Below are 25,457 nucleotides of genomic sequence, written 5' to 3'. Positions count from 1 at the left end.
TAACCCCGGCCTTGTCCTTGTGGTGTTGGAATCTACTAACGGGAGATCGTGAACTCGATTCCGATAGTCCGGCCCGGCTTCAGCGGGGACAAGGTTCCGACCGCCGGATACGCCCCGAACGGCGCATTCACGCCATCATTGAGACTGGGCAGACCGAACAGCGGAGCGACATTGCCGCCAAAGGGCAGCTGGGTGTCGCCACCCGCCTGGACTTCATCCAGCAGGTTGCGACCGAACAGAGAGATCTCGAGGCCGTCGACCGGGGTGTACCAGGTCAGGTTGGCATCGAGCATGTCCGCTTCCTGGATCCAGCCGAAATTGCTGTCCGTGTACGCGATACGATCACGGTGCTGAAGATTGACGCGGGTCGACACCGTACCGGAGTTACCCAGATCGAGATCGTGGATAAAGCCGATGCCCCAAGTGGTTTCCGGGACACGTGGCAGGGCGAGAGCCAGGTCCGCACCATCGACGAGTCCGCCTGGATCTGCGGAGATGTTGAAGGCGACGGAGTCATATTCGGCATCGATCAGACCAAGATTGGCCATGATCAGGAAAGTGTCGGTCAGCGCATAACGACCTTCGAATTCAAAGCCGGAAATGCTGGCATCTGCCGTGTTCAGGATGGTCTGGACGACACCTGCGGTCGGATCGGAGGCGTTTACCTCACGCTGCATGTCCGCAACATCCGTAAAGAACGCGCCAAGGCTGAACTGCCCGCGACCATCTTCGGTTTCATGACGAAGGCCGATTTCGTAGCTGTCCACAGATTCTTCATCGAACGCGTAGGCGCCACCATTGCTGGCCACGATGGCCTCGAACGGTGCAGGTGCGGTGATGCGGAAGTTGTAGCCGCCGGAACGGAAGCCGCGCGTGTAGTTACCATATATGTTGGTGTTCTCACCCGGGAACCACTGGAACCCGATTTTCGGCGTAACGTTCGACCATTCATCAGCATCGGTGAAGCCGTTGTTTTCACCCGGAACAAACGGGTTGGTGCCCGTGAACGGGCAAGTGCCGGCGACGATCGAGCACTCTGGCCGGGGCCGGATATAGGTGATGCTCGCGTCTTTTTCCTCGTTCGAATAACGAAGCCCGAAGCTTGCGATGAAAGTCTCCGTCACATTCCAGTCAAGCTGACCGAAGAGGCCGAAGACCGTGTGGTCTTGGCGGCCACCGCCGAAGAAGCGTGCAGCAGAGACGGTCGGCAGATCACGGGTCTCGGTATAGGCGATCTCCTGATCGAAATAATAGATGCCGGTCGTTACATCGACATTGCCGAACGTGCCCGCATACCGAAGCTCGTTGGAAATTTGTTCCTGCGTGGTTTCGGAACCCGAGTGGAAGAAGAAGCCCGGTGTCGAATCGATATCGCCATAGGAGCTGCCTTCGGAATCACGGAAGCCGAAAATATTGGTGATCGTGCCGTTACCGAAATCAACGTTCAGGTCGGCGCGTATCGAACCCAGCCATGCATCTGATTCATAAAACCCACGTTCGTCGATCGAGAAATCGAACGTGCTGCGTTCGAAAATACCACGGTTCTGAGTTGAAGGGCCGTCGCCATCGCCGGAAGAGTTTTCCAGCTTGGCTAGGATGGTGAGATCGTCACTCGGCGTCCACTCAAGCGAACCACGGATGATGGTGGCTTCATTGGCACCGTGGTCGGAGCCGTCGAGCAGATTGGTGAAATAGCCACCATCGTCGTTGCGGTACATGGACAGGCGACCATTCAGGACACCTTCTACAATCGGCCCCGAAACATAGCCCTGCAGGGTGTGAGCGCTGCTGCCGCGGTCGTCATCCATGGGGCCTTCGAACGTGTAGCGCGCACCCCAGGTGAACTCGTCCGTCGGCGAACCGGTATTGATGACGATCGCGCCGCCGGTCGTGTTGCGACCGAACAAAAGGCCCTGGGGACCACGGAGAACTTCGATGGAATCCAGATCGAACATGTCGAAGACAAGTCCGCCATTATATCCCATATACACGCCGTCAATGAAGACGCCGACTGTCGGGTCAATCGACGGAATGGACGAATTCACGCCCAGGCCCCGAATTGAAAAGTTCGCGGTGCCTCGCGACGTTGCAATGTCATCGAGAGTGACGTTGGGAATGGAATAGCTCAGGCTTTCCAGATCACGCATGTTTAGCGCGTCCAGGGTATTGGCGTTAAACGCAGATACCGAAATGGCGACGTCCTGAACGTCTTCCGCATCCGGTCGTTTTGTTGCCGTTACGGTGATTGTGTCAGAGATGACACTTTGAACGCTGCCTCGGCGTTGTTCCTGGTTGTCCTGCGCGATGGCGCCTGATGCGCAAATCGCAATGGCACTAGCGCCCGCAAGGAGCGCTTTGGTGATGTCGAGTTTCATGTTTTCTCCCCTAATTATCGATCCGTCTGTATTTGTTGCCTCAGTCCGGGCGGCATGCCTTCGATAGCTTTCGGTCACGATCCTTCAGAACCAGACTGTCTCGACCGTTCGCGCATCGAGCACTCATTTCGGTCGGTGTGTTGGCTGAAGCGAAGCTGCTTCTTGTTCGGGTGTGGTCTTTTTGTTTTCTCCTCCTCAAGACCTAGACTGACGCATCTGGTAGTCCAGCGGGCCAGCGCATCTAAATCAGACAAGATAAGCATCTGGGCCGACACCGCGGGATGAAGCCTAATCTAGTTTCCTCTTATAGGTAAACGCGTAGACGACCGAACTTTTCCACTTTGCTTCGCAAGTGATGGATTAATTCACGTTTGCCCTTTTCTATCAGCGTGACTTAGCCGTCTTGTCAGACTTGTTAGGCCTTTCGGCTCGGTGTTATCTAGGTCAGTGTCATGAGTTGTTTTTTAAGGTGATTTTCACCACTAGAATCGGGCAATGGGTGTTAGGCGGACTGCCGACGATCATGGGTAGAGAGAAGGCGAGATGACACAGCGTACCAAACGACTTCTCCTAATGGCCGCCGGGGCCTGGCTGGTATTGACCGCGCTGGCCGTGAATTTTGGTCCGGTTTCCGTAGGAACACTTGAGCGTCGCCTGCAGGCCAATGCCCAGGATGCGCTGGATCGTCGTGGCTATAGCTGGGCTCAGGTTCGGATGGATGGCCAGGTTGCCACCTTGACCGGCGCAGCCCCCGACGAAGATCAACAGCAGGCTGCGATCGCGATTGTGCGTGCCTCGACCTGGTCTGGTGGCCGCGTTGCCGGTGGAATTAGCCGTGTTGTCGATGAGATGGTCGCCGAGACCCGATCCCGTGGCTTTTATATTCGCGGCGATATGATTTCCGCAGGCCGTGTCCATATCAGTGGCGGCGCTGCAACCGATGCCATGCGTCAGGAAATCGGCAGCTTTTCCTCCGCGACATTTTCCCAGGGTTCCGCAGTGGACCTGACGATTGTTCCGGGCGGTGAGGAAATCGCTGGCTGGGACGAAGCGGTCAGGAGATTGCTGGGTCAATTGGCGCGCCTTGAGCAAGGTTCCATTTATCTTTCCGGCACTTCCGCAGCCCTGATCGGCGAAGCGGCCAACCCGCAGATCGCCCGTTCGGTGACGCGCGCCCTGGTCAATATGCCCGAGGGATATGAAGCCGCTTCCGTAGTGACTCCGTCCGGAGCGCCGGCGGAAGTTTCCATCGCCGGAAGCGCGGGATGCCAGACTGTTCTGCGGGCAGCTCGCAGTGCTGATGAAGACGAATTACGTTTCGACCATGGCGGTGTTGAACCCAGCCCCTTTACTGAAGTGGCGCTGCGACGCATGGCTCGTGTTTTCCAGGCCTGTCCCGGAGAGCCCACGTTGCGGATCGGGATTGGCGTTGAAGAAGGCGGTGCGGAGTTGGCTGCGAGCCGGGCTGACCGCGTGCGGGCGTTGATGGTCCAGGCCGGAGCGCCAACCGAGAGATTGAATATCGTACTGGAGAACAATCAGGTCCGATTGCTTCAGTTCGAAGTGGAAAGCGATGAGGGGTAGGCCATGTTTTGGTTGATCTGGCAGATGGGACTGATCCTGTTGGCAGCGTTTGCGCTGGGCCTGTTCTTCGGAAGACAGATTTGGAGCGGTGAGGCGCGAAGCGCTGAAGCTGACCAGGCTCTGGCGGAAGCGTCCCGCCTGCGCGCGGAAAATGAAAACCTGGCCCGTCGCCTAGGTGAATCCGAAGCCCGCCAGAAAGATGTCTCGCCAAACGTGCAACCCGTGCCGGCGCAGAGTGCACCCGCGCCAGCGAAAGCCGAGGCGGATACCGGGGCAGTCAACGCAGACGAGCAGGAACCAGATCCGGCTGCCGAGACACCCACTCCGAAAGTGGTCAAGCCGACCCCCTCCGCCAAGCGCGGGAAGACTGCGGCGAAGCCCGCCAAGGCAGATGCTCCAGCTGACGATTTGACGAAGATCAAGGGCTTGGGCCCAAAGGCCGCTGCGGCGCTGCATGACGGCGGCGTGACCCGTTTCGCCCAGATCGCCGCCTGGTCCGACACGGATGTTGAAGACTGGGATGCCCGCATCAATGGACGCGGCCGGATTACCCGGGATGACTGGGTCGGGCAGGCCCGTTCTCTCGTCGGCTAGCCATGCGGTCTGCGGATGATTTTCATGCGTTTTGTGCTGCTCTTCCGGCGACCAGCCATGTTGTTCAGTGGGGGGGGCATGATGTCTGGAAGGTGGGCGGCAAAGTCTTCGTGATCGCGGGCTTCAGTGAGGAAGAGGGGCCCCGCCTTTCCTTCAAGGTTTCGGACATCTCCTTCGAAATCCTGCAAGACCAGCCGGGCCTGCGGCCGGCGCCTTATCTTGCGTCGCGGGGAATGAGCTGGATCCAGCATTATGAAGAGCCGGGCCTCGATGATGCTGCGCTGCGCGACTATATCCGCGAGAGCCACCGTCTCGTGGCGGCGGGTCTGACCAAGAAGAAGCAGAGAGAGCTGGGCCTGCTCAGCGACTAGTCGATTTCTGCGTAGTTGAGGACATCGATTGCGTTGTAGGCGTTCCGATCCTGCGGCATCTCACCCGTTCGGATAAGGATCTCCAGGGAGACACGCTTCTCACCGGCATCGCCGTCAAAGTGTACGCCGAGGCCAACTGACGTGCCTGAACGTCCTCCGGAACCAAATCTGTGGCTGACACCCGTCCGAACGCGGACCGGGTCGCGCTCATTGCCGTCACGCGAGCTAGAGACGACGAGGAACCATTCGCCATCATTGAGCAGCGTGACTTCTGCAGCGCGCCGAAGAGCCATGTCTTCCGCGTCACGAAGGGACATGTCCGAGCCCGCATCGAAGTGAATCCGGAAGCGATCGCTCTCGATCTGCTGTTCCGAATAACCGCGGTCACGGCCGTTCGCAGGGGCATAGGTCGTCGGAGTGTTAGCGCAGGCGACAAGAGCCGCAGACGCCAGGATGGGAGGCAAAACACGCATTTGAAATTCCTTCACGCTGGCCCAATGAAAGCCCGTCGCGGCAGCTGGATCAATCCTCATTGGCGAGGTCGTCGAGCGGGGGGGCGGCAAAGGGTGATAACTCGGCGTTGCCATAGGTCTGGGTGAAGGCCTGGTGTCGGGACCAGTCGACCAGCATCTCCAGATAGCCCTGCGCATATCCCAACCCCTGGCGGCTACCGTCCTCGGCTTCGACAAACCGCGTTATCCCGTGATCCGTGTCCGGGAAGAATGCGATATCGATGATGTGTCCATCGCTCTGCAATTCGGTCAGGATCTGGCGCGTCGGGGCCGACGGCGCCTCTCGGTCCGCACCGGCGAGCACCCACAGCATGGGGACACCGACCTTGCGCAGGACGGGCACGGGTTCATGGCCCCAGCTGGTGCCAACGCCAAGGAAGCGATAGCCCATCCGGAATTGCCACAGCGGTCTCATGGTCATTTCGCCGGTTATCTCTCCGCGCATCTCCTGGAACCAGGCTTCATCGCCCCATTCGCGGCGAACTCGGGCGAGGTCTTCAGCTCCGTCCTGGAAATTCGAGGCCAGCAGCCGGCCGGTGATGTCGGTGACCTGGCGGGCGCGGTCCAGCACCGCGTCATCATAACCGGCCTCCCGCAATTCCATCTGCACCTGCTCGCGGTCCTCGGCCAGCGGGCTTTCCGCCAGTCCGAAGCTGGCGATGACAAAATCGGGTTGGCTGAGGGTCGCTGCCAGTGGCGCGACCCATCCACCCTGGCTGCCCCCGAGATAGCCGGAGCTCGAGGCGCGCCCGGCGGCCAGTTCCAGGGCAGTTCGGTGCGCGGCTGCCGCATCCGCAGCCAACAGGTCGAAGTCCTGGGTGTACTCCCCCGTCGATGCGCCTGTGCCCCGCTTGTCATAGACGAAGGCACCGATGCCATGGGCCGGCAACATCCGCTGCAGGAAGGCATAATCCCGCGCGCTCCAGTCTTCCGATCCGTGCACGAGGACAACGATCGGCACCGGTTCGTAGCCCGCTGGCATGACCAGGCGGCCCGCGAGCTCTTCGTCCGCGCCTGTAAAGCGGACGTCCTGAATATCATGGGAGATGCGGGTCGCATGACCCTGCAGGCTATCAATGCCGTTGATCTCTATCCCGTCATCACCGCAGGTGGTCATTGCCAGCCGGGCGGTGTGGGGCAGGTCGCTCCAACCCGTTGTGCCCGTCCAGACGCCGTCCTCGTCGCGGCTGACGCGGCCCACTTCGCCCGACATGACACGCCAGCGCAAATGATCCGAACTGGACAGGCCGACATCGATCACATCGCCGGTAGCCACGCGGTAACTCCCGACCAGACAGCGCATGTCAGCGCTGATCTCGTCATCCGATGATGAACATGCCGCGAGCGTGATGCTGGCTGCCAGTGCAACACTAAAAAAGCGCATGGGCCCCCTCCTGATCCAATATCAGCTTAGCGGAGAGAAGGGGCCGACGACCAGCTTATTCTGCCAATTCTGCCTCGATATCGACGCCCATACGCTCCAGCATCACGATGGCACTGTCTGCGATGATTGTGCCCGGCGGGAAAACTGCGGCTGCACCCATCTGGCGCAGGACCGGCTCGTCGTCCGGCGGGATAACGCCGCCAACAATCACCAGAATGTCGTCACGCCCGTTGTCGCGCAGCGCATTGCGCAGCTCGGGTACCAGGGTCAGGTGACCGGCCGCCAGTGACGAGGCTGCAGCGGCGTGAACGTTTTCCTCCACCGCCAGTGCCGCAGCCTCTTGCGGTGTCTGGAAGAGCGGTCCGGCGACGACCTCCCAGCCGAGGTCGGCATAGGCCGAGGCGACGACTTTCTGGCCGCGGTCATGCCCGTCCTGGCCCAGCTTGGCGATCAAGATCTTGGGCTTGCGGCCGTGACGCTTTGCAAAGTCTGCAGCAAATCGTTTTGCCAGCTTGATGCGGTCATCATCACCTGCTGCGGCGGCATAGACGCCTTTGACCGTCTGGATCTTTGCCACATGGCGGTTGAAGGAGCGCTCCATCGCGTCTGAAATCTCGCCGACGGTCGCCTTGGCGCGTGCTGCGTCGACGGCCAGTGCCAGCAAATTGCCGTCACCCGCGCGCGCGGCATTGGCCAGCCCGTCCAGCTTGCTTTCGACCTCGGCGCTGTCGCGCTCCTGGCGCAGGCGTTCGAGCTTCTCGATCTGCTGTTTGCGAACCAGATAATTGTCGACCTTGAGAACCGGAACGTCCTCTTCCTCATCGAGGCGGAACTTGTTGACGCCGGTAATCGTCTGCTGACCGCTATCGATCATCGCCTGGGTGCGGGCAGCAGCTTCTTCAATCCGCAGTTTCGGGATGCCGGCATCAATCGCCTTGGCCATGCCGCCCAGCTTGTCGACCTCGGCGATATGATCGAGCGCCTTTGCGGCGAGGTCGTGGGTGAGGCGTTCGACATAGTGACTGCCGCCCCATGGGTCGGCGGTATCACACAGATGGGCCTCGGTCTGCAGCAGGAGCTGGGTGTTGCGGGCAATGCGCGCAGAGAAGTCCGTCGGCAGGGCCAGGGCTTCGTCCAGCGAGTTGGTGTGCAGGGACTGGGTGTGACCGTCTACGGCCGCGATGGCTTCCAGTGCCGTACGGCCAACATTGTTGAATACGTCCTGGGCCGTCAGTGACCAGCCGGAGGTCTGGCAGTGCGTGCGCAGGCAGATGGACTTGTCGGATTTCGGCGAGAACCGTTCCTTGACCAGCTTGGCCCAGAGCAGGCGCGCGGCACGCAGCTTGGCGATCTCCATGAAGACATTCATGCCGATGCCGAAGAAGAAGGAGAGGCGGGGCGCGAAAGCGTCCACGTCGAGGCCGGCATCCACACCCGTCTGGATGTATTCCAGACCGTCCGCGATCGTGTAGGCCAGCTCCAGATCCGCCGGCGCGCCGGCCTCCTGCATGTGATAGCCCGAGATCGAGATCGAGTTGTATTTCGGCATGTTTGCCGAGGTATAGGCAAAGATGTCCGAGATGATGCGCATGGAAGGCTGGGGCGGATAGATATAGGTGTTCCGCACCATGAATTCCTTGAGGATGTCGTTCTGGATCGTACCGGAGAGTTTATCCGGGCTGACGCCCTGTTCCTCGGCCGCAACGATGTAGAGTGCGAGGACCGGCAGGACCGCGCCATTCATCGTCATCGAGACGGACATCTGGTCGAGTGGGATGCCGTCAAACAGGGTCCGCATGTCATAGATGCTGTCGATCGCCACACCGGCCATGCCGACATCACCGGCAACACGTTCATGGTCACTGTCATAACCGCGGTGAGTGGCCAGGTCGAAAGCAACCGAAAGGCCTTTCTGGCCGGCGGCCAGATTGCGGCGGTAGAAGGCGTTGGAATCTTCCGCCGTCGAGAAACCGGCATACTGGCGGATGGTCCAGGGGCGTTGCCCGTACATGGTCGGGTAGGGGCCGCGCACAAAAGGCGCTGCGCCCGGGACACTGATCAGGAAATCAATGCCGTCACTGTCGCTGGCGCGGTATTGCGACTTGATCGGAATACCTTCCGCCGGTGTCCATTCGCGGCGCGCGCCACCAGTGCCGGTCTCCAGCGCGCCGAGCTCGATCTGAGTGAAGTCAGGGTTCTGCATTACTTCTCTCCTTCGCGGTTCGCCGTGACAGAGGCCAACTCGATCCAACGTTCACTCGGTTCTGAGAGGATTATTGTATTCTCGAGTAACACGACATGGTTCTGCCCGTTCGGTTCAACCGCCCCGAGGGCAACGGCCGTGCTGTCGCCATTGATGGGTTCAGCTTGAACAATGACTCCTGCTCTTTGCGCGCCATCGTCGTCCGTCCATATGGCCGGACGCGGCAGCGCCATCGGATGCACTGAAAGCGCGGGCGGCCGTTGGGCGAAGACTGCGCTACCTCGACCCACCATGTTCTCCTGCGCAGGAGAGGTCTGAACACATTCGATCGTTTCCCACTCTGACGGGATGTAGGGAAGTTCACACATCAATCTTTGCCCTCGAACGACGCTGCAAGGGAGACGGGGGCAAGCGGGCTATCGGGGGAGGTTGCCTCTCCCCATGCATCGCCGGTTTCAACCGGTTTGGGATCCGGGTCGGGGTACTTGGTGACGCCCAGAATAATCTCGCTGCCATCGGCAATCTGTTGCACCCGCGCTTCACGCGCCGCAGCGATCTCTGCCTGCAGCGAACCGTCTGCAAAAGCCGCCACTAGGCCGCCCTTGCGTTCGATATCCTGGAACTTGGTCCAGGCCTTCTGTGCGAGCTGCTCGGTCAGGTGCTCGTGCAGATAGCCTCCGGCTGCCGGGTCAGTGACCTTGCCGATATGGCTTTCTTCCGCGAGCAGGATATGAAGGTTGCGAGCCACGCGCCGCGCAAAGCTGCCAGGGCGTCCCAGGGCATCGGTCATCGGGCGGATGGTGATACTGTCGGCACCGCCAGCTGCTGCAGCAAAGCCCGCGCAAGCATTGCGGATCAGATTCGTCCACGGGTCCTTGGCGCTGAGCATGCGTCCTGCCGTAACGACATGGATGTTGGCGCGTTTAGCCGTTGCACCGAAGCTGCTGGCGATCTGCGCGAATACCCGGCGTGCCGCCCGCAGCTTGGCGATGGTGAGGTGAATGTCAGTGTCGGCTGCAAGCTTGATCTCGATGGCCTGAGACGCCTCATCCGCGCTCATGCCGCATTCACCCATCAAGCGCATATAGGCCGCGACCTTGCCGGCCATGACGGCGAGTTCCTGTGCTTCAGTCGCACCGGCCTCGAAGGCGAGGGCACCGTCAGCACGGAAGATCTTCAGTTTCGGAAACGCGGCCTGGCAGAGCTGAACGTGGGCTTTGGCCTTGTCGAAACACTCCGGATCCAAGTCCACATTCTGGCGTGCAGCGCGGCCGATCGGGTTGAGCCCCAGACCGCCCTCGAGCGTTTCACCGTCAATCCGACGACGCGCATAAAGTGCGAGCAGGTGATGGGCGTGCGTGCCCTGGCCCAGGATGACATCGAGGTGGATCGGAGCGAGAGACAGGTCGACTCCCTTGAGGGCCGCGTCCAACGCGTCGACATCATTCGCCGCGAGACCGGTTTCGCCCCGCGGGTCGAGATTGAGTTCCAGCTCCGAAACTCCGCCCATCAAATCTGCGAGAGCCGCTTCATTGGCAGTTTCCGGAGTCGCTTCAACGATGGAGGCGCGCATGCCCCAGGGCAGGTGTAGGTCGCGCTCACGCAAGTCCACGGCACCCGCATTGTCAGCCCGCTCGAAAAAGGCCGTGCCGCGATCAATACCATCCGCGCTGGCCCGCCCGAGTGTCTCGTCGAAATCCGCTCCGCGCAGGGCCTTTTCGGCCAGCGGGCGCCAGTCTTCGGCGGTTTTTGCGGCAAATCCCCCGGACATGGTGTGGATAGTTTCGCTCATCGGACAAATTCCTCGCGGCGCAATGATCCTGTTGGGCGGAGAAAAGGCATGAGAGGGGCCTGCGTCAAGTGCGCGATATGCGCATGGATAGTGCGCGAGCCTCTCCACCCGCCCCGGCCACCTTGCATGCTTTACATACAGCAAGGAGATCGTCATGTCCGAACAAAGCCCGCGCCTGTCACTTCCGCTCGTCATGCCGGACCAGGCCCAGAAACATGTCACCGTGAATGAGAGCCTGCTGCGTCTCGACACGCTGGTTCAGTTGAGCGTGGAGAGCCGCGTCCTCACGGCTCAGCCCTCATCGCCCGTGAATGGCCAGGCCTGGATCCTGCCGGCCGGAGCAAGCGGAACCGACTGGTCCGCGATGTCGACCGCCTCGATAGCGTTGTGGCGGGACGGTTCCTGGAGCGAGATTATTCCTCAGACCGGTTGGCAGGGCTGGGTGATTGATGAGGGCACTCGCTGTGTCTTTGGAGACGGGCACTGGACCGCAGCCTATGAGACTTCCGAACGCGTCCTGGCGCTTGGCGAGATGGGCGCACTGACCAAGGCGGTCTTGCTGGAGGAGGAGTTGGGCGCTCTTGCGGGCGCAAGCGTTCAGACGACGATCACCATCCCTGATCGTGCAATCGTCTTTGGCGTCTCCGTGAGAACCATCAGCGTGATCAACGGTGCCACCAGTTTCGACTGCGGCATAGCCAGCGAGACGTCCAAGTTCGGCGGATCACTCGGTATTGCCGCGGGCGCGTCCAATGTCGGTGTGATCGGCCCCCAGGCCTTTTACGCTGAAACGCCCGTTGTTTTGACGGCGAATGGGGGTGATTTCGCTGGCGGTACGGTGAGGGTAGCTATCCACGCCGTGGTGCCGGAAGCGCCGGACTAACCCTCAAACCCGCTCATGATCTCCCGCAGCACCGCCTGTGTCGTTTCCGTCATGCCGTGCCCGTTGACCGGTACAAGACGGAAGTCCGCATGCGGACAGGCCGCAGCCAGGCGGAAGGCGGACTGAGGCGGGCAGACCATGTCATACCGGCTGTGCAGGATCGCCATCGGAATGTCCGCGAGGCGGTGGGCGTCCTGGATAAGCTGGTCGGGTTTCAGGAAACACCGGTTCTGGAAGTAGTGCGCCTCGATCAGGGAATGTGAGGCGATATAGTCTGCGCCACGCTCGCGCAGGCTCTCCAGGACTTCCTGCGGCGAGTTTTCCAGGTAGGAGGTGCGGTCTTCATACTCAGTCCAGCGATAGACGGCGGAGCGCCGCAGTTCGTCAAGAGAGGCCGTCGCCAAGTTGGCCAGCAGCGGATAGCCTGCCGCCTGCTCCGCGCGCATGACATCCAGATACCAGTCCATGACGTTTGTGGCGCTTTCGCGTGCGGGTATCGGCACCGGGCTGATGAAGGCGTCCCACGCGTCCGGGAAGAAGCGCTGCAGCCCGTCCGGACTGTGCCACCAGTTCAGCTCACTCTCTGTGCCCAGGAAGACGGCCTGTACGACAAGTCCGCTGATCCGTTCCGGATGCGCTTGCGCGTAGGCGAGCGCAAGGGTGGAGCCCCAGGACGGTCCGTAGACAATCCATCGGTTCAGCCCGAGCGTGTCGCGAAGGATTTCGAGGTCGTCGATCAGATGAGCAGTGGTGTTGTGCTCGAGACTGGCGACCGGGCGGGATTGTCCTGCGCCGCGCTGGTCCAGCATGAGGATGCGAAACCGCTGGGGATCGAAGACCCGGCGATATTTCGGTGAACACCCCGAACCTGGCCCGCCATGCAGGAAGAGTAGGGGGATACCCGCCGGATTGCCGCATTCCTGCCAGAAGAGCTCATGCCCGTCTCCCGTTTCGAAACGGCCGGAATTGAAGGGGGTGATGTCGGGGAAAAACGCGCTCATCGCGCAAGCGTATGACTATTGCCCTGATAGTTCACGCGGATTGTCCAGTCGCAAACCTCGTCATCGGCGAGGCGCGCCTCGACCTCATGCATCATTACATCTGGCCCCTCCGCGATCGGGCTGAAAACACCATCCAGGCGTTCGGCGGCAAGTCGCAATTCGATCTGTGATCTCAGCGCCGGCTGATCCAGGGGGCAAGCTGCCCAGACAGACGGGTCCTCGGTGATGTTGAGAATGGAGTAGAGGCGCTCCTCTCTCGGCAGGTCCGCTGCCAGGCCCAGATGGGGGGACGCCCATACCGCGCCACCGGCCATCATGGCCGCAACGACAAGCGCTGCTCCTGCACGCATCAGATCAGATTGCATGACGTCCCCTCGGTCCCGCACGTGTTTTAGCGCCGCCAACATGGCGGGGCCAGATGCTGGCCGAGCTTGCAGATGGGAGCCGAGGCAGCGCGCGAAGACAAACCTGTTGAAAACCTGTCCGGAACCTCAACAGAAGTTCTCAAATGTCTAATACGGGCGAAATGCTGAGGACAGGTGCGCCGGGCGATGATCCCATCAACGGTTCAGCACACACACGGCATGAGATCGTGGGGCGCGGATCGTTCAATTGGTACAGAGAAAGGTCCCCCCAATGAAACATGCGATTCTCCCCCTCGCCATTGCTGCAACCCTGCTGGCAGGTGCCAGCGCTTCCGCGGCCGAGCCGACCCAGATTGTGGATTTCCATCCGGCAGATCTGGCGACTGAAGCCGGCCAGGCCTCTATCCGCGCGGATATCCTGCGAGCCGCTGAAGACGTCTGTGCGAATCGCGACACACGCGCCCTGTCACTTCGCTCCGACCAACAGGAGTGCCTGCAAGCCGCCGTCAGCGAGGGTGAGGCCCTGTTGCAGGAGCGTGTTCGTGAGGCCGGTTACTTCCATTTCACCGTCGCCAACATCCCGCGCGCCATTAACTAGACGCGCTACATATCTCGCTGAGAGGGTTCAGCGTTACGAAAGGGGGCTTGCTTGCAGGCCCCCATTTTCGTGTTCGTACGTACGAGCGGAGCCGGGCGGTCCGAGAAGGCTGTGAGTTTTGGGGGAATGGTGCCGCGAGAGAGAATTGAACTCTCGGCCTCACCCTTACCAAGGGTGCGCTCTACCACTGAGCTACCGCGGCGCCGGATCGCGAGATCGCGAACGGGAGACGGGCGTATAACGCAAGGTCGCGCGCCCGCCAAGAGTGTCTTGACGTAACCAGCTGCATTCGACATGACAAAACGCATGAGCGATACATCAAAAACCCCCGCATCCGCCCGCAAAACCAAGCCTGAAGGCACACGTGAAGACCGTCTGGCAGAAGCGCTGCGCGCCAATCTGCGCCGCCGCAAGGCGGGCCGGACGGCAGCGCCGACTGAACAGGATGGGGAAACAACTGACAATTCTGCCTCTAAATTGCCCACGGACAGGTCATAATCCGGCCGGACTTGCCGGGCCTTTTGCCGCGTATCTTGAAGTGAGGAGTTAAGATGGACCGTATCGTCATCCAGGGCGGCGCGAAGCTCAACGGGGGCATCAGTATTTCTGGTGCTAAGAATTCGGCGCTCAAACTCATGGCCGCTGCACTGCTGACGGACGAGCCGCTGGTGCTGACGCGTATGCCGCGCCTGGCTGATAGCCGCTTCATGGCGCATCTGTTGGCGCGACTAGGCGTGTCCGTGGAGGAGGGGCCTGGTCCGGAAATGACGCTGCATGCTGGTCGGATCGCTGACACGTATGCGCCCTACGACCTTGTCCGCAAGATGCGCGCGACTTTCAATGTTCTGGGCCCATTGGTTGCCCGCGAAGGCAAGGCCAAGGTCTCGCTCCCGGGGGGGTGCGCGATCGGAGCCCGTCCGGTTGACCTTCACCTCAAAGCCCTTGAAGCCCTTGGTGCACAGATCGAGTTGTCGGAAGGATATGTCGAGGCGACAGCGCCGAAGGGTGGTCTGGTCGGCGGTGAAATCGAGCTTCCATTCGCATCTGTTGGTGCGACTGAACATGCCATGCTCGCGGCCTCCCTGGCCCGCGGGGAAAGCGTGATCGACAATGCAGCCCGCGAACCGGAGATTGGCGACCTTGCCGATTGTCTCGCCGCCATGGGCGCTGAAGTGGAGGGCGCCGGTACGTCGACGATCCGGATCCAGGGGCGTGAAAGGCTCAGCGGCGTCCGCCACCAGGTTGTCGCTGATCGTATCGAGACGGCGACCTACGCGCTTGCGGTGGCCGCTGCGGGTGGTGATGTCGAGCTGGAGGGGGCGCGCTGGGAACACAATAAGGTGCTGTGGCGCGCGATGAGTGATGCGGGTGTCACGGTCGAGCCCTCGGATGCTGGAGTTCGGGTCGCCCGCAATGGCTCACAGATCGTCGGAACGGATATCGAGACCCAGCCTTTCCCCGGTTTTCCAACTGATGCCCAGGCGCAATTCATGGCCGTCATGACCTTGGCGGAAGGCACCTCGGTGATCCGGGAGACGATTTTCGAGAACCGTTTCATGCACGCTCCGGAACTCACCCGGCTGGGTGCGGATATCGCTGTGCATGGGAACGAAGCCATTGTTCGTGGTGTGAAAAGTCTCAAGGGCGCGCCGGTCATGGCAACGGATCTGCGGGCCAGCGTCTCCCTCGTCATCGCCGGACTTGCGGCGGAAGGGGAAACCGTGGTCAACCGGGTCTACCATCTTGATCGCGGATTCGAGCGTCTGGAGGAGAAACTCTCCAAATGTGGCGCTCAGATTCGCCGGGAATCCGAATAGGAGCCTTTCTTGCCTAGGCCTGCCTTGCCACTGAGACTGTCCGCGCTGGACGAGAATGATCTCCAAACCATAAGCGCGACCCTTCAGGATGCCGTGGCGCAGCTGGGTGATTTCGAGTTTTCCAGGTCGGCACGCACTTTTACGCTCGCGCTCAACCGGTTCCGTTGGGAAGGCGGCGGTCGCAATGAGCGTGTCCGCACGGGATTGCAGATTGCCCAGGTGACGGGCGCTTGGTCACAAAACCTGCGCCAGGGCGCGGATGACGCCGTTGTCAATCTGCTCTCGGTCGGCTTTGAGTCCTCAGACGCGCCCTCCGGTGTTGTTGTCCTGGTATTTTCCGGTGGTGGAGAATTGCGGCTCAGTGTTGAATGCCTGGAAGCGGTGATGATCGACATCTCCGCGCCCTGGCCGGCATCGAGCCGTCCGGAACACGAGGCGGAGTGATCATGAGCGAGCATCGCATCATTCGAATCGACCTGGAGGCCGCAAGCCTGGGGCCGGGGGATGTGAATGCCGATCACGAGCGCCGCGTCGCCATCGCGGATCTTCTGGAAAGCAATCATTTCCGTCCCGAGGCCGAGGGACAGGGGCCCTATGCGCTTCGCCTGGCGATCGAGGATGATCGACTGGTCTTTGATGTGCGCCAGGAAGATGAGACGCCCGTGCATGCCTTTGTCTTTGCGCTGGGGCCGCTGCGTCGGATCATCAAGGATTATTTCCTGATCTGTGAGAGCTATTATGAGGCCGTGCGCGATGCACCACTGGCCCAGATCGAGGCGATCGATATGGGGCGTCGCGGTGTGCACAACGAGGGCTCCAGCCTGTTACGCGATCGTTTGACCGGCAAGATCGAGGTTGATTTTGATACCTCGCGGCGCCTGTTCACTCTGATCTGTGCCCTGCACCGCCGAGTCACAACATGAGCGCTCCATCCGTCTTGTTTGTGTGTGGCCGCAACGCCATTCGCTCTCCCATGGGCGAAGGGCTGTGGCGACTGGAACATGGCGAGAGAGCGAACGCCCGTTCCTGCGGGGTGATTCCTGCCGCTTTTGTCGATGGTTATACGATCTCGGTCATGGAGGAGCTGGATTGCGACCTGTCCGAGTTTTCGCCCATTGCCCTGAACGGTGTCGGTGAGCCGGCGGCTCAGATTGTGGTGTCTCTGTCGACCGCGGCGGACCGCACGGCGCGGGAATATGCCGAGCGGACGGGAGCAACTTTCCTGGCCTGGCCGATCGCCGATCCGAGCGAGACACCGGGGGATCGAGAGGCCAAGCTGGCGGCCTATCGGCGGACGCGCGACGAGATCCGCGAGCATATCCGCAGCTTCCAGCCCGCCTAAATGCGTGCTGGCCCTCGACTTTGACCGCCGACCGGGACTATATAGCGCCGCTCAGGCCGCCGGCTGGTCTGAACATCCAGATTTCGAAACCATGAAAGTGGAGCCGCATGGCGAAAGAAGAGTTATTGGAGTTCCCGGGTGAGGTGACGGAATTGCTTCCGAATGCCACCTTCCGTGTGAAACTTGAAAACGATCACGAGATTATTGCTCACACCGCAGGCAAGATGCGCAAGAACCGCATCCGTGTCCTGGCGGGCGACAAGGTTCTGGTCGAGATGACGCCCTATGACCTGACCAAGGGCCGCATCACCTATCGCTTCAAATAAGTCCGACAGCGTGGTTCCGCGATGACGAGAGCTGATCCGGTCGCAAGCCGACCACGCTTGATCCTTGCCAGCGCGTCGCCCCGGCGGCGCGATCTGTTGTGTCAGGCTGGTCTTGAGCCTGACAGTATCGAACCGACCCATATCGACGAGAGCGAAATCCCTGGCGAACTGCCGGGGCCGCTCGCCTTGCGCCTGGCGCAGGAAAAGGCCGCGGCCCACGCCGGTGCCGAGGACGGATTTGTCCTGGCGGCGGATACGGTTGTCGGTGTTGGTCGCCGCATCCTGCCCAAGACCGAGGACGCCGATGAGGCGCGGCGCTGCCTGGAGCTGATGTCCGGCCGCAGCCACCGTGTCTATACCGGTATCGCCGTCAAGGCGCCCGACGGTCAGCTGACCTCGCGCCTGGTGGAAACACGCGTGAAGTTCAAACATCTCAGCGCGCCGGAGATCGCGACCTATCTCGCCTCCGGTGAGTGGAAGGGCAAGGCCGGTGGTTATGCCATCCAGGGCATGGCGGGCGGCTATATCATCAATCTCATCGGCTCCTTCACCGGCGTGGTGGGGTTGCCGCTATACGAGACCATCAATCTTCTGTCGGGCGCGGGTTTTCCTGTACTGCTCCGGCAGGGCGAGGCTGAAACGTCATGAACCGCACCATCCTGATCGAGGAAAACATCGGCGAGACCCGGGCGGCCGTGGTCGAGAATGGCCGTATCGTCGAGCTGCACCTGGATCGCTGGAGCGAACAGGACAGGCGCGCCATCGAGGGCGAGGTCTATCGCGGCCGTGTGCGCAAGGTCGAGATGGCGCTCAACGCCGCCTTTGTCGATCTGGGCGTCGGCGAGGAGGGCTTTCTGCCCTTCGGCAAGTCCGGACGCCCCAAGGGCATGCATGAAGGTGCGGCCATCAAGGTGCGTATCGCCCGGGAAGCCTATGACGACAAGGGGCCGAACCTCGCTCTGATCGAGCTGGACGACGGGCCGGCACCGGAATGCCTGGAACCCGCTCCCATCCTGGCCCAGCGCCTGGTCCGCGCCTTTGGCGATGCCGAGGCCCAGTGGTCGGATGAAAGTGATCTGGACATGGATGAGGCCTTTGACGAGGCCCTTTCCCCGGCCGCCATGATCCCGGGCGGTGGTTCTCTCTATATTGAACAGACCCGGGCGCTGGTTGCCATCGATGTCGATGCGGATGGCCGCAAGGGGCAGGGCAATGCAACCAAGCTGAACCAGCAGCTCAACGTATCCGCCGCCAAGGAAGCCGCGCGCCAGGTGCGCCTGCGCGGACTGGGCGGTCTGGTCGCGATCGATTTTGTACACATGCGCGCGCAGCCGGATCGCAAGGCGACCGAGCAGGCTTTGCGCCAGGCCTTCAAGCGTGACCGCGCCAAAGTCGATGTCGCACCGCTCTCCCAATTCTGCATCGGTGAACTCGCGCGCCAACGCCGCGGGCGTTCTCTCGCCGAGCTGATGCTGGACAAGCGCGGAGAGCTAACCGTCGAGACCGAGGCCCTGCGTGCCTTGCGTGAAGCCACCTCGGCCCTGTCGCATTCGCGTAAGGCATCGGTGACCATCAAGGCCGGCCAGGATGTGTTTGACTGGCTGGAGGTTGACACGATCAGCTGGCGCGAAGCCTGGGGCGAGCGGCTTGGCCCGCTTCCCAAACTGCAGCTGGATGACAAGATGCGCCCACGTTCCGTCACTGTCCGCGCGGACTAGGAGTAAGATCGATGAAATGTCCCATCTGCCGCCAACCCGCGGATCCGGAATTCAAACCCTTCTGCTCCAAGCGTTGTGCGGACGTTGATCTGGGCCACTGGGTGTCGGGAAACTATGCCATTCCGGGCGAACCGGCAGACCAGGCGGAGGAGACGCCGTACAACAATCGCAATGAAGAATAGGGCCGAACTGCAATTGGCTGCGTCCGAGCGTCGTTGAAGCGTGGACAGGCGCAAATCATCACCGTATAAACCGCGCTCTCCGGCGGTTACAACCGCAGCGGAAACAGCGCCTGGGTAGCTCAGTTGGTAGAGCAGCGGATTGAAAATCCGCGTGTCGGCAGTTCGAGTCTGCCCCTAGGCACCATTCCTTTTTCCCTAAAAATCAACGTGATGTGCTAACTCGTAGCCGAGCGTGTGGTGCGCGGTTTTGCAGGTATTTCGGAACAGTCTTGCAATAGACGTTCGCAGAGCGGTCTTTTTCCGATCTGGTTCAGGTGCGATACATGAGCAAATATGATGACCTGATAGATGTGTTATGCATCAAATATGGATGGTGCGGCAGCGTCTCTGATGGGGTGTAGATCAATACATTCCAGAAACCGGGAATGTTACGGCCAAACAGTTCGCGGAGTGGGTGGTCCTTGCGGATGGCGAGGATCCGTTCGGCGAACAATCGATAAACCGACAATGGTTGCAAAAAATTGAGCGGATTTTTATTGAAATAATGGGTCGGGACAACATACCAGTGTCTGAGTTCCATAAGTAGACTGGTTGATGCGTCTTGGGTTTTTCGAATATTGAGTTGCGGAAAACCAACGCCTGGCCGTGCTTAGCCCCCGCCAGACCATCAAATACTGCTACGGCCCGGCAACCCGTTCCGCTATACCGGCCGCCGCTACGACGCCGAGACAGGCTTCTATTACTGCCGGGCCAGTTATTGTGACGCGGATCTGGAGCGCTTTCTGCAGGTCGATCCGATCGGGTATGCGGATCAGAGGAATCTTATGCGTTTGTCGGGAACAACTCGCTGAACGCGACGGATCCAACGGGGATAGAGACGTTGCGCGCGTCGTTCACAATGCAATTAGGTACGGGTAGTTTGATTGCTCGCGGGCTAGATGCGTTGGGTATAAAGAACCAGAATGGGGATCTGTTTTCCACGGGCGGCGCGATTAGTGTGGGCGCTGTGTTGGAAGCGCCTTCGATTGATGGATCGGGGCAATGGGGTCTTGGAGTTTCCTTCGGTGGGACATTGGAACCGCCAAGTAGTGAAATCAATCCAATTGCAGAGATCCCAGGGCTTGGAATCGGTGCGGAGGTTGCGGGTTCAAACGGCTCCATCAATGACCTTCGCGGGAAAGGGGCAGTGACCTCCGTCGATATCCCTGTAGGCCGCCGCCTTTCGACTGCTGCGGTTGCTGCAGTGGCGAGCATTGCGCCTGATGGAGTTGTACGAGACGTAGTTGATGGACCTGTTCGAAAAGGGCCAGAGAGTTTTCTTGGGTTATCGGTTCATGCTGCGGCGATTCAGAACGAAGGGTCCACCGAAGTGGAGGCGGGTGTTACAAAAGGCTTCGATCTTGAGTTTAGCCAAGTGCAAACCGTCATCTGTTCACTAAGAACTAGTTGTGGAGGAGAGTGATTTGCTTCAACTGGTCTCGTTCGTCTGGCGTGCGGCAAAAACGGCTTTCTTGACTTCAGGTGCCTTGGTGGCGGTATGGATAATTCTGTATCCCGCTTTGCTCTTTTTAGGGGCAGCGTCAGGCTCTCCAATAACAGTACCTTTCGTAGAAATCTTGCGAACGTTGCCGGTTTTGTTCTTCGGTATTTTTGGGCTGATTTTAATTGTGATCATCGCGGCGCAGATATTTGGTTTATACCGCGAGAGAAAATAGAAGTTGGCTCTGAATACCCGCATCACATGCTGTGATCGCGCGCCAGGACTAGCCGATCTGGGGCAAAAACAGGGACACACACCATTTTTCGCTCTCTGATAACCCGGAGTGCTCCACGTGCACTGGCTTGGTATCGCCATCCGTTTCACCCTCTGATCAGAAATAGTAGCAAGACGCCAACCCAAACGGCTGCCAGAAGCACCATCATCAAGGTGGTTTCCCAGCCTGGGCTTGGCCTGCCGTAACCGCGGAAGTGTCTTCTTTTGCCGGGCATGCGGGGATTATTTGACAGTGGAACTGAACCTGCGGTGACAGCGTCACAAAATATCTGGGAAACGCTGACACAAGACCCGGAGCCAGTGCGCATTGGACGGGTGGCCTTGCCTCGGATCAAACGCGGCGGGTGGCGCTGGCCGCAAAGCAGCACAAGCTCTTCGACGGCGCCCGAGCTTCAACCGCTTCGTCTGACCCGTTTGGGCTGGCCCGCGACCTCGGCGATGACGTCCTTCAGTGCATCAAGCTCCAGCGGCTTGCCGATACAGCCGCTCATGCCGGCATTTCGATAATTCTGGCGATCCTGTTCCATCGTGCTGGCGGTGAGGGCGATGATGGGGGTGCCCGTGGACTGACCGGCATTGTCGAGCAGTGCTGCGGTGGTGGCGATGCCGTCCATGCCCGGCATGTGGATATCCATGAAGATGAGATCGAAACGCTGGCCGCGCGCCATCTCGAGGGCGGTTTCCCCGCTCTCGGCGACACTGACCTCATGTCCGAGATGCCCGATCAGGGATTTCGCGACGGTGCGATTGATGGACTGGTCATCGACCACAAGGATGCGGCGGGGCGTGTCGGAGGGGGCGGTTGTTTGCGCCGGTTCAGTCTCAAGTGACCTTGTGCCTTCGCGCAGGGGCAGGGTGAACCAGAAGGTCGATCCCTGGCCCTGGATGCTGTCGACACCGATCTCGCCGCCCATCAGCTCGACAAGCTCGCGGCAGATCGACAAGCCCAGACCGGTCCCGCCAAACTTGCGTGTGGTTGACGCATCAGCCTGGGTGAAACGGTGGAATATGCGATCCCGGGCCTCTGCAGACATGCCGATGCCTGTGTCAGTGACAGAGAAACGCATGGTTTCCCGGTCTTCCGGCAGGCGTTCGACGACAAGATCGATCTTCCCGCGTTCCGTGAACTTCACAGCATTGCCAACCAGGTTCCACAACACCTGGCGCGTGCGCGTCGGGTCGAGCAGGAGTGTGCAGGGGATGTCCGGTGCGATGCTGGCGGACAGGACGGTGCTGGTATTGGCGACCCGCGCCTCGAAGAGGCTCAGCACATCGCTGCAAAGCGTGTCGATGACGGTGTCGACCGGTTCGATCTCTATCGCGCCCTGTTCTAGCTTGGAAAAGTCGAGAATATCGTCAAGCACGGCCACCAGCGTGCGCGCCGAGGAATGCATGATCTGGACATGGTCTGCATCCGGCACGCCGCTCTTGGTGTTGCGGGCGAGTTCGAGCAGGCCGAGAATACCGTTCATGGGCGTCCGGATCTCATGGCTCATATTGGCGAGGAAGGCCGCCTTGGCCTGTTCTGCCTTGCGCGCTCCCTCAAGCATGCGCTTGGTCGAGTTGGCAAAGGCCATGACACAGACCAGCCCGAGAATAGTGGTCGTCGAGAGCAGGATAAAGCTTGCCACTCGTTCTGCGTCTGCCGAGTAGGGCGTTGGAGTGACGATGCCACTACCGTCCAGATAGAGCAGGAGGCCGAGAAGACCGACGGCGGTCGAGGCGAAGATTATTGATGACCTCAGCGAGAGGAGGTACCCGGCAGCCATGGGCGCAATGATCATGAAAGGCGTCACATAACCTACAATCCCGCCATTCGTGAGAGCTGCGGCAAAGGCCATCAGCTGCGCGAGGCCGATAAAGAGATGGCCGCAAACCGCATAGGCGATGCCACGCCAGGCCACTGCGGCGATCACGAGAAAGCTGGATGCAGCGACGAGGCCGGCGATCTTGGCCGGCGACCAGCCGGGCATAGCCATCGAGACCAGGCCCAGATAGATGAGCAGCACGACTCCGAATGCGCCACACGTGCGAGCGAGTATCCGGCCTTTGACGACCTGGGAGATCGTATGATCACTGACCATGGGGGTCCTGTGTTGCCGCTGCGAGGCCAAGGCTAGGCTGGTTTGCTAACATTTCCAGCTTTCAAAATACCTAAAAATTGCGCTTGGTTATTCCTCAACCAGGGCAGATGGCCTGTTGGTCATGGCAGCCTGGCTTGCACTGATTTAGCGAACAGTGTTCACTAAAATTCGGAAGCCCGGGGCTCGGGCAGGGAGGAAACATGTCCGAAGCATTCTCGCCGTCTGTTACGGTGAATGTCCTGATCGTCGGTGCCGGCGTGTCCGGCATTGGTGCTGCGCACCATCTGACCACGCGCTGTCCCGACCAGAGCTTCGCCATTCTCGAAGCGCGGGATGCGATCGGCGGCACATGGGACTTGTTCAAATATCCCGGCATTCGATCCGACAGTGACATGCATACATTCGGCTATGCCTTCAAACCCTGGGAAGATGGCCAGGTCTTTGCCGATGGTCCGAATATCAAGCGCTATGTGACCGAGACCGCGGACGAGGCCGGCATCACGCCGCATATCCACTTCGGACATCGTGTTGTCGAATCCAACTGGAACAGCGCGCGGGCACGCTGGGAGGTGACGGCTGAGCGGACGGATACCGGCGAGCGCGTGCAGTTCGAGTGCCGTTTCCTGATGATGTGTTCCGGTTACTACCGATACGATCACGGCCATATCGTCAATTTCGAGGGCGAGAAGGACTTCAAGGGCGATATTGTGCACCCTCAGCTCTGGCCCGAGGATTACGACTATTCCGGCAAGAAAGTGGTGATTATCGGATCCGGAGCGACGGCGGTAACACTGGTGCCTGCGATGGCGGGAACGGCCGCGCATGTGACCATGTTGCAGCGCTCGCCGACCTATATCGCCCCGCGCCCTGCGCGGGATCCGGTCGCCAACTTCCTGCGCAAGATCCTGCCGCGACGAGCAGCCTATTCCGCCACCCGGATCAAGAATGTCCTGATCTCGATAATCTTTTTCGAGCTGGCCAAGCGCCACCCCCAGATGATCCGCAATATGGTGATGAAACACATCCGCGCCGAACTCGGCGACAAGATGGATGTCGAGAAACACTTCACGCCGAAATACAATCCCTGGGACGAGCGCTTCTGTGCGGCTCCGGACGGTGATTTTTTCGACGTGCTCAAGAATGACAGTGCCTCGGTGGTCACCGATCACATCGAGCGCTTCACGGAAACCGGCATCCAGCTGAAATCCGGCGAACACCTGGAGGCTGATGTCATCATCCCGGCCACTGGGCTGGAGATGCTGCTGGCGGGGGGCATGGAATTCAACTTGGACGGCCAGCCGGTCGATCCGCGTCAATCCATCAGCTATCGCGGCATGATGCTCAGCCCGATCCCGAACATGGCGATCGCGTTTGGATATACGAACGCGTCCTGGACGCTGAAGATCGATCTGACCTGTGAACGCGTTTGTCGCCTGCTCAAGCACATGCAGAAAAAGGGATACGACTGGTGCGTGCCGGAGCCGCCAGCGGATATCGAGACCATGCCGCTGCTGAACCTGCAATCGGGTTATATCAAGCGTGCCGAGCCCTATTTGCCGCGCCAGGGCACCAAGCCGCCATGGCGGACCTATCAGAACTATATCAAGGACATGATGGCCATTCGGTATGGACGTCTCGAGGATGGTGCGCTGACATTCGGCCGCGTCGAGGATGAGCAGGTCGCCCCGGTTTCCCCCGTGGCGGAAGCTGCGGAATGAGCGGACGTCTGGAGTTTGCCGGCAAAACGGCAGTGATCACTGGCGCAGCCAGCGGGATTGGCCGCGCGCTGGCCTTTGCGCTCGCCGAGCGTGACTGCAATCTGGCGCTGGCAGATATCAATGAGGATGCACTCCGGGAGGTCGCAAACGCGCTGGCCAGCAATGAGCGCAAGGTCACAGCCACGCGTGTGGATGTTGGCCGGCGCGGTGATATTGCTGACTTTGCTGACACGGTGCGCGCTGAACACGGCGAGGCACACCTCCTCTTCAACAATGCCGGCGTTGCTGCCGGCGGTACGTTCGAGGAATTGTCCGAAGAGACTTTCGAATGGCTGGTCGGAATCAATTTCTGGGGGCCGATCCGCATGACCCGAGCTTTCCTGCCCCTGATGCATGCGAGTGGCGATGGGCACATAACCAATGTCTCCAGCATTTTCGGGGTTATTGCGCCGGCCGGGCAGACTGCCTACAGCGCCAGCAAGTTCGGTGTTCGTGGCTTCTCTGACGCCCTGCGTCACGAGCTGGCCGGGTCCGATATCTCGGTGACCACCGTCCATCCGGGCGGTGTGAACACGAACATCGCCAAGTCGGCCCGGGTATCGGACAGCGCCAGCGAGGAAGACATCGAGGCCGGCTTGAAGCAGGCGGCCCAGAATCTGGTGATGCCGCCAAGCGAGGCGGCCGGAATCATCCTGCGCGGTGTCGAGCGCCGCAAACCACGGGTGCTGGTGGGCAGGGACGCGCATTTACTACACTGGCTCGAACGCCTGATGCCATCGAGCTATTGGGGGCTGATGGCGCGTCGCCTCGGCAGCGCGAAAGCGGAGGACTGAC

At 60.4% G+C, this 25,457-nt stretch carries 27 protein-coding genes and 2 tRNA genes; 20 read left to right on the top strand and 9 right to left on the bottom strand.

All coding sequences use genetic code 11. The features are described from left to right. Positions 1-35: 35 nt before the first annotated feature. Positions 36-2,375 (bottom strand): TonB-dependent receptor, encoded by a 2,340-nt coding sequence (locus JJ889_RS14885; protein WP_291896446.1) that lies wholly within the window; start codon positions 2,373-2,375, stop codon positions 36-38. A 543-nt stretch (positions 2,376-2,918) separates the two neighbouring features. Between JJ889_RS14885 and JJ889_RS14880 the strand changes: the two genes are divergently transcribed. Genes JJ889_RS14880 through JJ889_RS14870 form a run of 3 tightly spaced genes read left to right on the top strand, consistent with a single transcriptional unit; the run spans position 2,919 to position 4,924 of the window. Next, complete coding sequence (locus tag JJ889_RS14880) at positions 2,919-3,959, top strand: hypothetical protein (protein ID WP_291896443.1); 1,041 nt, start codon at positions 2,919-2,921, stop codon at positions 3,957-3,959. Positions 3,960-3,962: 3 nt separating this feature from the next. Then, positions 3,963-4,553, top strand: a complete 591-nt coding sequence (locus tag JJ889_RS14875; RefSeq protein WP_291896441.1) for a hypothetical protein — start codon at positions 3,963-3,965, stop codon at positions 4,551-4,553. A 2-nt stretch (positions 4,554-4,555) separates the two neighbouring features. Further along, positions 4,556-4,924 (top strand): MmcQ/YjbR family DNA-binding protein, encoded by a 369-nt coding sequence (locus JJ889_RS14870; RefSeq protein WP_291896439.1) that lies wholly within the window; start codon positions 4,556-4,558, stop codon positions 4,922-4,924. On the opposite strand, the gene JJ889_RS14865 is transcribed toward JJ889_RS14870, so the two are convergent. The 4 genes from JJ889_RS14865 to JJ889_RS14850 form a co-directional block, all read right to left on the bottom strand. Beyond that, entirely contained in the window at positions 4,921-5,397 is a 477-nt protein-coding gene (locus JJ889_RS14865) for a hypothetical protein (RefSeq protein ID WP_291896437.1), read from the bottom strand. The two genes, JJ889_RS14870 and JJ889_RS14865, sit on opposite strands and share 4 nt — an antisense overlap. 49 nt (positions 5,398-5,446) lie before the next feature. Continuing rightward, on the bottom strand, positions 5,447-6,820 hold the full coding sequence (locus tag JJ889_RS14860) for an alpha/beta hydrolase (RefSeq protein ID WP_291896435.1): 1,374 nt from the start codon (positions 6,818-6,820) through the stop codon (positions 5,447-5,449). Positions 6,821-6,875: 55 nt separating this feature from the next. Next, on the bottom strand, positions 6,876-9,023 hold the full coding sequence (gene scpA / locus JJ889_RS14855) for a methylmalonyl-CoA mutase (RefSeq protein ID WP_291896433.1): 2,148 nt from the start codon (positions 9,021-9,023) through the stop codon (positions 6,876-6,878). 367 nt (positions 9,024-9,390) lie between these two features. Continuing rightward, a complete protein-coding gene (locus JJ889_RS14850) occupies positions 9,391-10,815 on the bottom strand; it encodes a methylmalonyl-CoA mutase family protein (RefSeq protein WP_291896430.1) in 1,425 nt (474 codons plus the stop codon). 154 nt (positions 10,816-10,969) lie between these two features. Between JJ889_RS14850 and JJ889_RS14845 the strand changes: the two genes are divergently transcribed. Next, positions 10,970-11,698, top strand: a complete 729-nt coding sequence (locus tag JJ889_RS14845; RefSeq protein ID WP_291896428.1) for a DUF2793 domain-containing protein — start codon at positions 10,970-10,972, stop codon at positions 11,696-11,698. Here the strand turns inward: JJ889_RS14845 and pip are convergent. Further along, positions 11,695-12,699 (bottom strand): prolyl aminopeptidase, encoded by a 1,005-nt coding sequence (gene pip / locus JJ889_RS14840; protein WP_291896426.1) that lies wholly within the window; start codon positions 12,697-12,699, stop codon positions 11,695-11,697. The genes JJ889_RS14845 and pip overlap by 4 nt on opposite strands. Continuing rightward, entirely contained in the window at positions 12,696-13,064 is a 369-nt protein-coding gene (locus JJ889_RS14835) for a hypothetical protein (protein ID WP_291896424.1), read from the bottom strand. The genes pip and JJ889_RS14835 overlap by 4 nt, the downstream gene beginning before the upstream one ends. A gap of 271 nt (positions 13,065-13,335) precedes the next feature. Between JJ889_RS14835 and JJ889_RS14830 the strand changes: the two genes are divergently transcribed. Beyond that, complete coding sequence (locus tag JJ889_RS14830; protein ID WP_291896421.1) at positions 13,336-13,662, top strand: UrcA family protein; 327 nt, start codon at positions 13,336-13,338, stop codon at positions 13,660-13,662. A gap of 127 nt (positions 13,663-13,789) precedes the next feature. Here JJ889_RS14830 and JJ889_RS14825 read toward each other — a convergent pair. Beyond that, positions 13,790-13,864, bottom strand: a tRNA-Thr gene (locus JJ889_RS14825). Positions 13,865-13,968: 104 nt separating this feature from the next. Here JJ889_RS14825 and JJ889_RS14820 point away from each other — a divergent pair. From JJ889_RS14820 to JJ889_RS14765, 13 genes are all read left to right on the top strand, one after another. Next, complete coding sequence (locus tag JJ889_RS14820; RefSeq protein ID WP_291896420.1) at positions 13,969-14,160, top strand: hypothetical protein; 192 nt, start codon at positions 13,969-13,971, stop codon at positions 14,158-14,160. Between the two features lie 53 nt (positions 14,161-14,213). Beyond that, entirely contained in the window at positions 14,214-15,479 is a 1,266-nt protein-coding gene (gene murA / locus JJ889_RS14815; RefSeq protein ID WP_291896418.1) for a UDP-N-acetylglucosamine 1-carboxyvinyltransferase, read from the top strand. 9 nt (positions 15,480-15,488) lie between these two features. Then, complete coding sequence (locus JJ889_RS14810) at positions 15,489-15,923, top strand: DUF2948 family protein (RefSeq protein ID WP_291896416.1); 435 nt, start codon at positions 15,489-15,491, stop codon at positions 15,921-15,923. A 2-nt stretch (positions 15,924-15,925) separates the two neighbouring features. Continuing rightward, positions 15,926-16,402, top strand: coding sequence for a UPF0262 family protein (locus JJ889_RS14805; protein ID WP_291896414.1), 477 nt, complete (start codon positions 15,926-15,928; stop codon positions 16,400-16,402). Next, on the top strand, positions 16,399-16,821 hold the full coding sequence (locus tag JJ889_RS14800; RefSeq protein WP_291896412.1) for a low molecular weight phosphatase family protein: 423 nt from the start codon (positions 16,399-16,401) through the stop codon (positions 16,819-16,821). The genes JJ889_RS14805 and JJ889_RS14800 overlap by 4 nt, the downstream gene beginning before the upstream one ends. A 107-nt stretch (positions 16,822-16,928) precedes the next feature. Further along, on the top strand, positions 16,929-17,147 hold the full coding sequence (gene infA / locus JJ889_RS14795) for a translation initiation factor IF-1 (RefSeq protein ID WP_019961978.1): 219 nt from the start codon (positions 16,929-16,931) through the stop codon (positions 17,145-17,147). A 21-nt stretch (positions 17,148-17,168) separates the two neighbouring features. After that, positions 17,169-17,795, top strand: a complete 627-nt coding sequence (locus tag JJ889_RS14790) for a Maf family nucleotide pyrophosphatase (RefSeq protein WP_291896410.1) — start codon at positions 17,169-17,171, stop codon at positions 17,793-17,795. Further along, positions 17,792-18,865, top strand: coding sequence for a ribonuclease E/G (locus JJ889_RS14785; protein WP_291896408.1), 1,074 nt, complete (start codon positions 17,792-17,794; stop codon positions 18,863-18,865). Before JJ889_RS14790 ends, JJ889_RS14785 begins: the two co-directional genes overlap by 4 nt. A gap of 11 nt (positions 18,866-18,876) precedes the next feature. Then, a complete protein-coding gene (gene yacG / locus JJ889_RS14780; RefSeq protein WP_291896407.1) occupies positions 18,877-19,047 on the top strand; it encodes a DNA gyrase inhibitor YacG in 171 nt (56 codons plus the stop codon). A 108-nt stretch (positions 19,048-19,155) separates the two neighbouring features. After that, a tRNA-Phe gene (locus tag JJ889_RS14775) sits at positions 19,156-19,231 on the top strand. Between the two features lie 487 nt (positions 19,232-19,718). Next, on the top strand, positions 19,719-19,898 hold the full coding sequence (locus JJ889_RS15920) for an RHS repeat-associated core domain-containing protein (RefSeq protein WP_366940135.1): 180 nt from the start codon (positions 19,719-19,721) through the stop codon (positions 19,896-19,898). 29 nt (positions 19,899-19,927) lie between these two features. Further along, a complete protein-coding gene (locus tag JJ889_RS14770; protein ID WP_291896405.1) occupies positions 19,928-20,509 on the top strand; it encodes a hypothetical protein in 582 nt (193 codons plus the stop codon). 1 nt (position 20,510) lies between these two features. Beyond that, positions 20,511-20,762: a hypothetical protein gene (locus JJ889_RS14765; RefSeq protein WP_291896403.1), complete on the top strand. Its 252-nt coding sequence runs from the start codon at positions 20,511-20,513 to the stop codon at positions 20,760-20,762. 451 nt (positions 20,763-21,213) lie between these two features. Here the strand turns inward: JJ889_RS14765 and JJ889_RS14760 are convergent, their stop codons facing one another. Beyond that, the gene (locus JJ889_RS14760) at positions 21,214-22,905 is read right to left on the bottom strand and encodes an ATP-binding protein (RefSeq protein WP_291896401.1); all 1,692 of its coding nucleotides are present in this window, start codon (positions 22,903-22,905) and stop codon (positions 21,214-21,216) included. Between the two features lie 200 nt (positions 22,906-23,105). On the opposite strand from JJ889_RS14760, the gene JJ889_RS14755 reads away from it, so the two are divergent. Both JJ889_RS14755 and JJ889_RS14750 read left to right on the top strand, forming a co-directional pair. Then, complete coding sequence (locus tag JJ889_RS14755; RefSeq protein ID WP_291896399.1) at positions 23,106-24,623, top strand: NAD(P)/FAD-dependent oxidoreductase; 1,518 nt, start codon at positions 23,106-23,108, stop codon at positions 24,621-24,623. Continuing rightward, positions 24,620-25,456 (top strand): SDR family NAD(P)-dependent oxidoreductase, encoded by an 837-nt coding sequence (locus JJ889_RS14750; RefSeq protein ID WP_291896398.1) that lies wholly within the window; start codon positions 24,620-24,622, stop codon positions 25,454-25,456. The genes JJ889_RS14755 and JJ889_RS14750 overlap by 4 nt, the downstream gene beginning before the upstream one ends. Position 25,457 lies beyond the last annotated feature (1 nt).

Origin of the sequence: Maricaulis sp. (genome assembly GCF_017643475.1) — a bacterium.
GTDB lineage: Bacteria > Pseudomonadota > Alphaproteobacteria > Caulobacterales > Maricaulaceae > Maricaulis.
This window is presented reverse-complemented; position numbering and strand designations above follow the sequence as displayed.

What these genes read in the sequence shown, in the direction of transcription:
- JJ889_RS14885 (WP_291896446.1), bottom strand. Translation starts at nt 2,375, where the DNA reads ATGAAACTCGACATCACCAAAGCGCTCCTTGCGGGCGCTAGTGCCATT.
- JJ889_RS14880 (WP_291896443.1), top strand. Translation starts at nt 2,919, where the DNA reads ATGACACAGCGTACCAAACGACTTCTCCTAATGGCCGCCGGGGCCTGG.
- JJ889_RS14875 (WP_291896441.1), top strand. Translation starts at nt 3,963, where the DNA reads ATGTTTTGGTTGATCTGGCAGATGGGACTGATCCTGTTGGCAGCGTTT.
- JJ889_RS14870 (WP_291896439.1), top strand. Translation starts at nt 4,556, where the DNA reads ATGCGGTCTGCGGATGATTTTCATGCGTTTTGTGCTGCTCTTCCGGCG.
- JJ889_RS14865 (WP_291896437.1), bottom strand. Translation starts at nt 5,397, where the DNA reads ATGCGTGTTTTGCCTCCCATCCTGGCGTCTGCGGCTCTTGTCGCCTGC.
- JJ889_RS14860 (WP_291896435.1), bottom strand. Translation starts at nt 6,820, where the DNA reads ATGCGCTTTTTTAGTGTTGCACTGGCAGCCAGCATCACGCTCGCGGCA.
- scpA (WP_291896433.1), bottom strand. Translation starts at nt 9,023, where the DNA reads ATGCAGAACCCTGACTTCACTCAGATCGAGCTCGGCGCGCTGGAGACC.
- JJ889_RS14850 (WP_291896430.1), bottom strand. Translation starts at nt 10,815, where the DNA reads ATGAGCGAAACTATCCACACCATGTCCGGGGGATTTGCCGCAAAAACC.
- JJ889_RS14845 (WP_291896428.1), top strand. Translation starts at nt 10,970, where the DNA reads ATGTCCGAACAAAGCCCGCGCCTGTCACTTCCGCTCGTCATGCCGGAC.
- pip (WP_291896426.1), bottom strand. Translation starts at nt 12,699, where the DNA reads ATGAGCGCGTTTTTCCCCGACATCACCCCCTTCAATTCCGGCCGTTTC.
- JJ889_RS14835 (WP_291896424.1), bottom strand. Translation starts at nt 13,064, where the DNA reads ATGCAATCTGATCTGATGCGTGCAGGAGCAGCGCTTGTCGTTGCGGCC.
- JJ889_RS14830 (WP_291896421.1), top strand. Translation starts at nt 13,336, where the DNA reads ATGAAACATGCGATTCTCCCCCTCGCCATTGCTGCAACCCTGCTGGCA.
- JJ889_RS14820 (WP_291896420.1), top strand. Translation starts at nt 13,969, where the DNA reads ATGAGCGATACATCAAAAACCCCCGCATCCGCCCGCAAAACCAAGCCT.
- murA (WP_291896418.1), top strand. Translation starts at nt 14,214, where the DNA reads ATGGACCGTATCGTCATCCAGGGCGGCGCGAAGCTCAACGGGGGCATC.
- JJ889_RS14805 (WP_291896414.1), top strand. Translation starts at nt 15,926, where the DNA reads ATGAGCGAGCATCGCATCATTCGAATCGACCTGGAGGCCGCAAGCCTG.
- JJ889_RS14800 (WP_291896412.1), top strand. Translation starts at nt 16,399, where the DNA reads ATGAGCGCTCCATCCGTCTTGTTTGTGTGTGGCCGCAACGCCATTCGC.
- infA (WP_019961978.1), top strand. Translation starts at nt 16,929, where the DNA reads ATGGCGAAAGAAGAGTTATTGGAGTTCCCGGGTGAGGTGACGGAATTG.
- JJ889_RS14790 (WP_291896410.1), top strand. Translation starts at nt 17,169, where the DNA reads ATGACGAGAGCTGATCCGGTCGCAAGCCGACCACGCTTGATCCTTGCC.
- JJ889_RS14785 (WP_291896408.1), top strand. Translation starts at nt 17,792, where the DNA reads ATGAACCGCACCATCCTGATCGAGGAAAACATCGGCGAGACCCGGGCG.
- yacG (WP_291896407.1), top strand. Translation starts at nt 18,877, where the DNA reads ATGAAATGTCCCATCTGCCGCCAACCCGCGGATCCGGAATTCAAACCC.
- JJ889_RS14760 (WP_291896401.1), bottom strand. Translation starts at nt 22,905, where the DNA reads ATGGTCAGTGATCATACGATCTCCCAGGTCGTCAAAGGCCGGATACTC.
- JJ889_RS14755 (WP_291896399.1), top strand. Translation starts at nt 23,106, where the DNA reads ATGTCCGAAGCATTCTCGCCGTCTGTTACGGTGAATGTCCTGATCGTC.
- JJ889_RS14750 (WP_291896398.1), top strand. Translation starts at nt 24,620, where the DNA reads ATGAGCGGACGTCTGGAGTTTGCCGGCAAAACGGCAGTGATCACTGGC.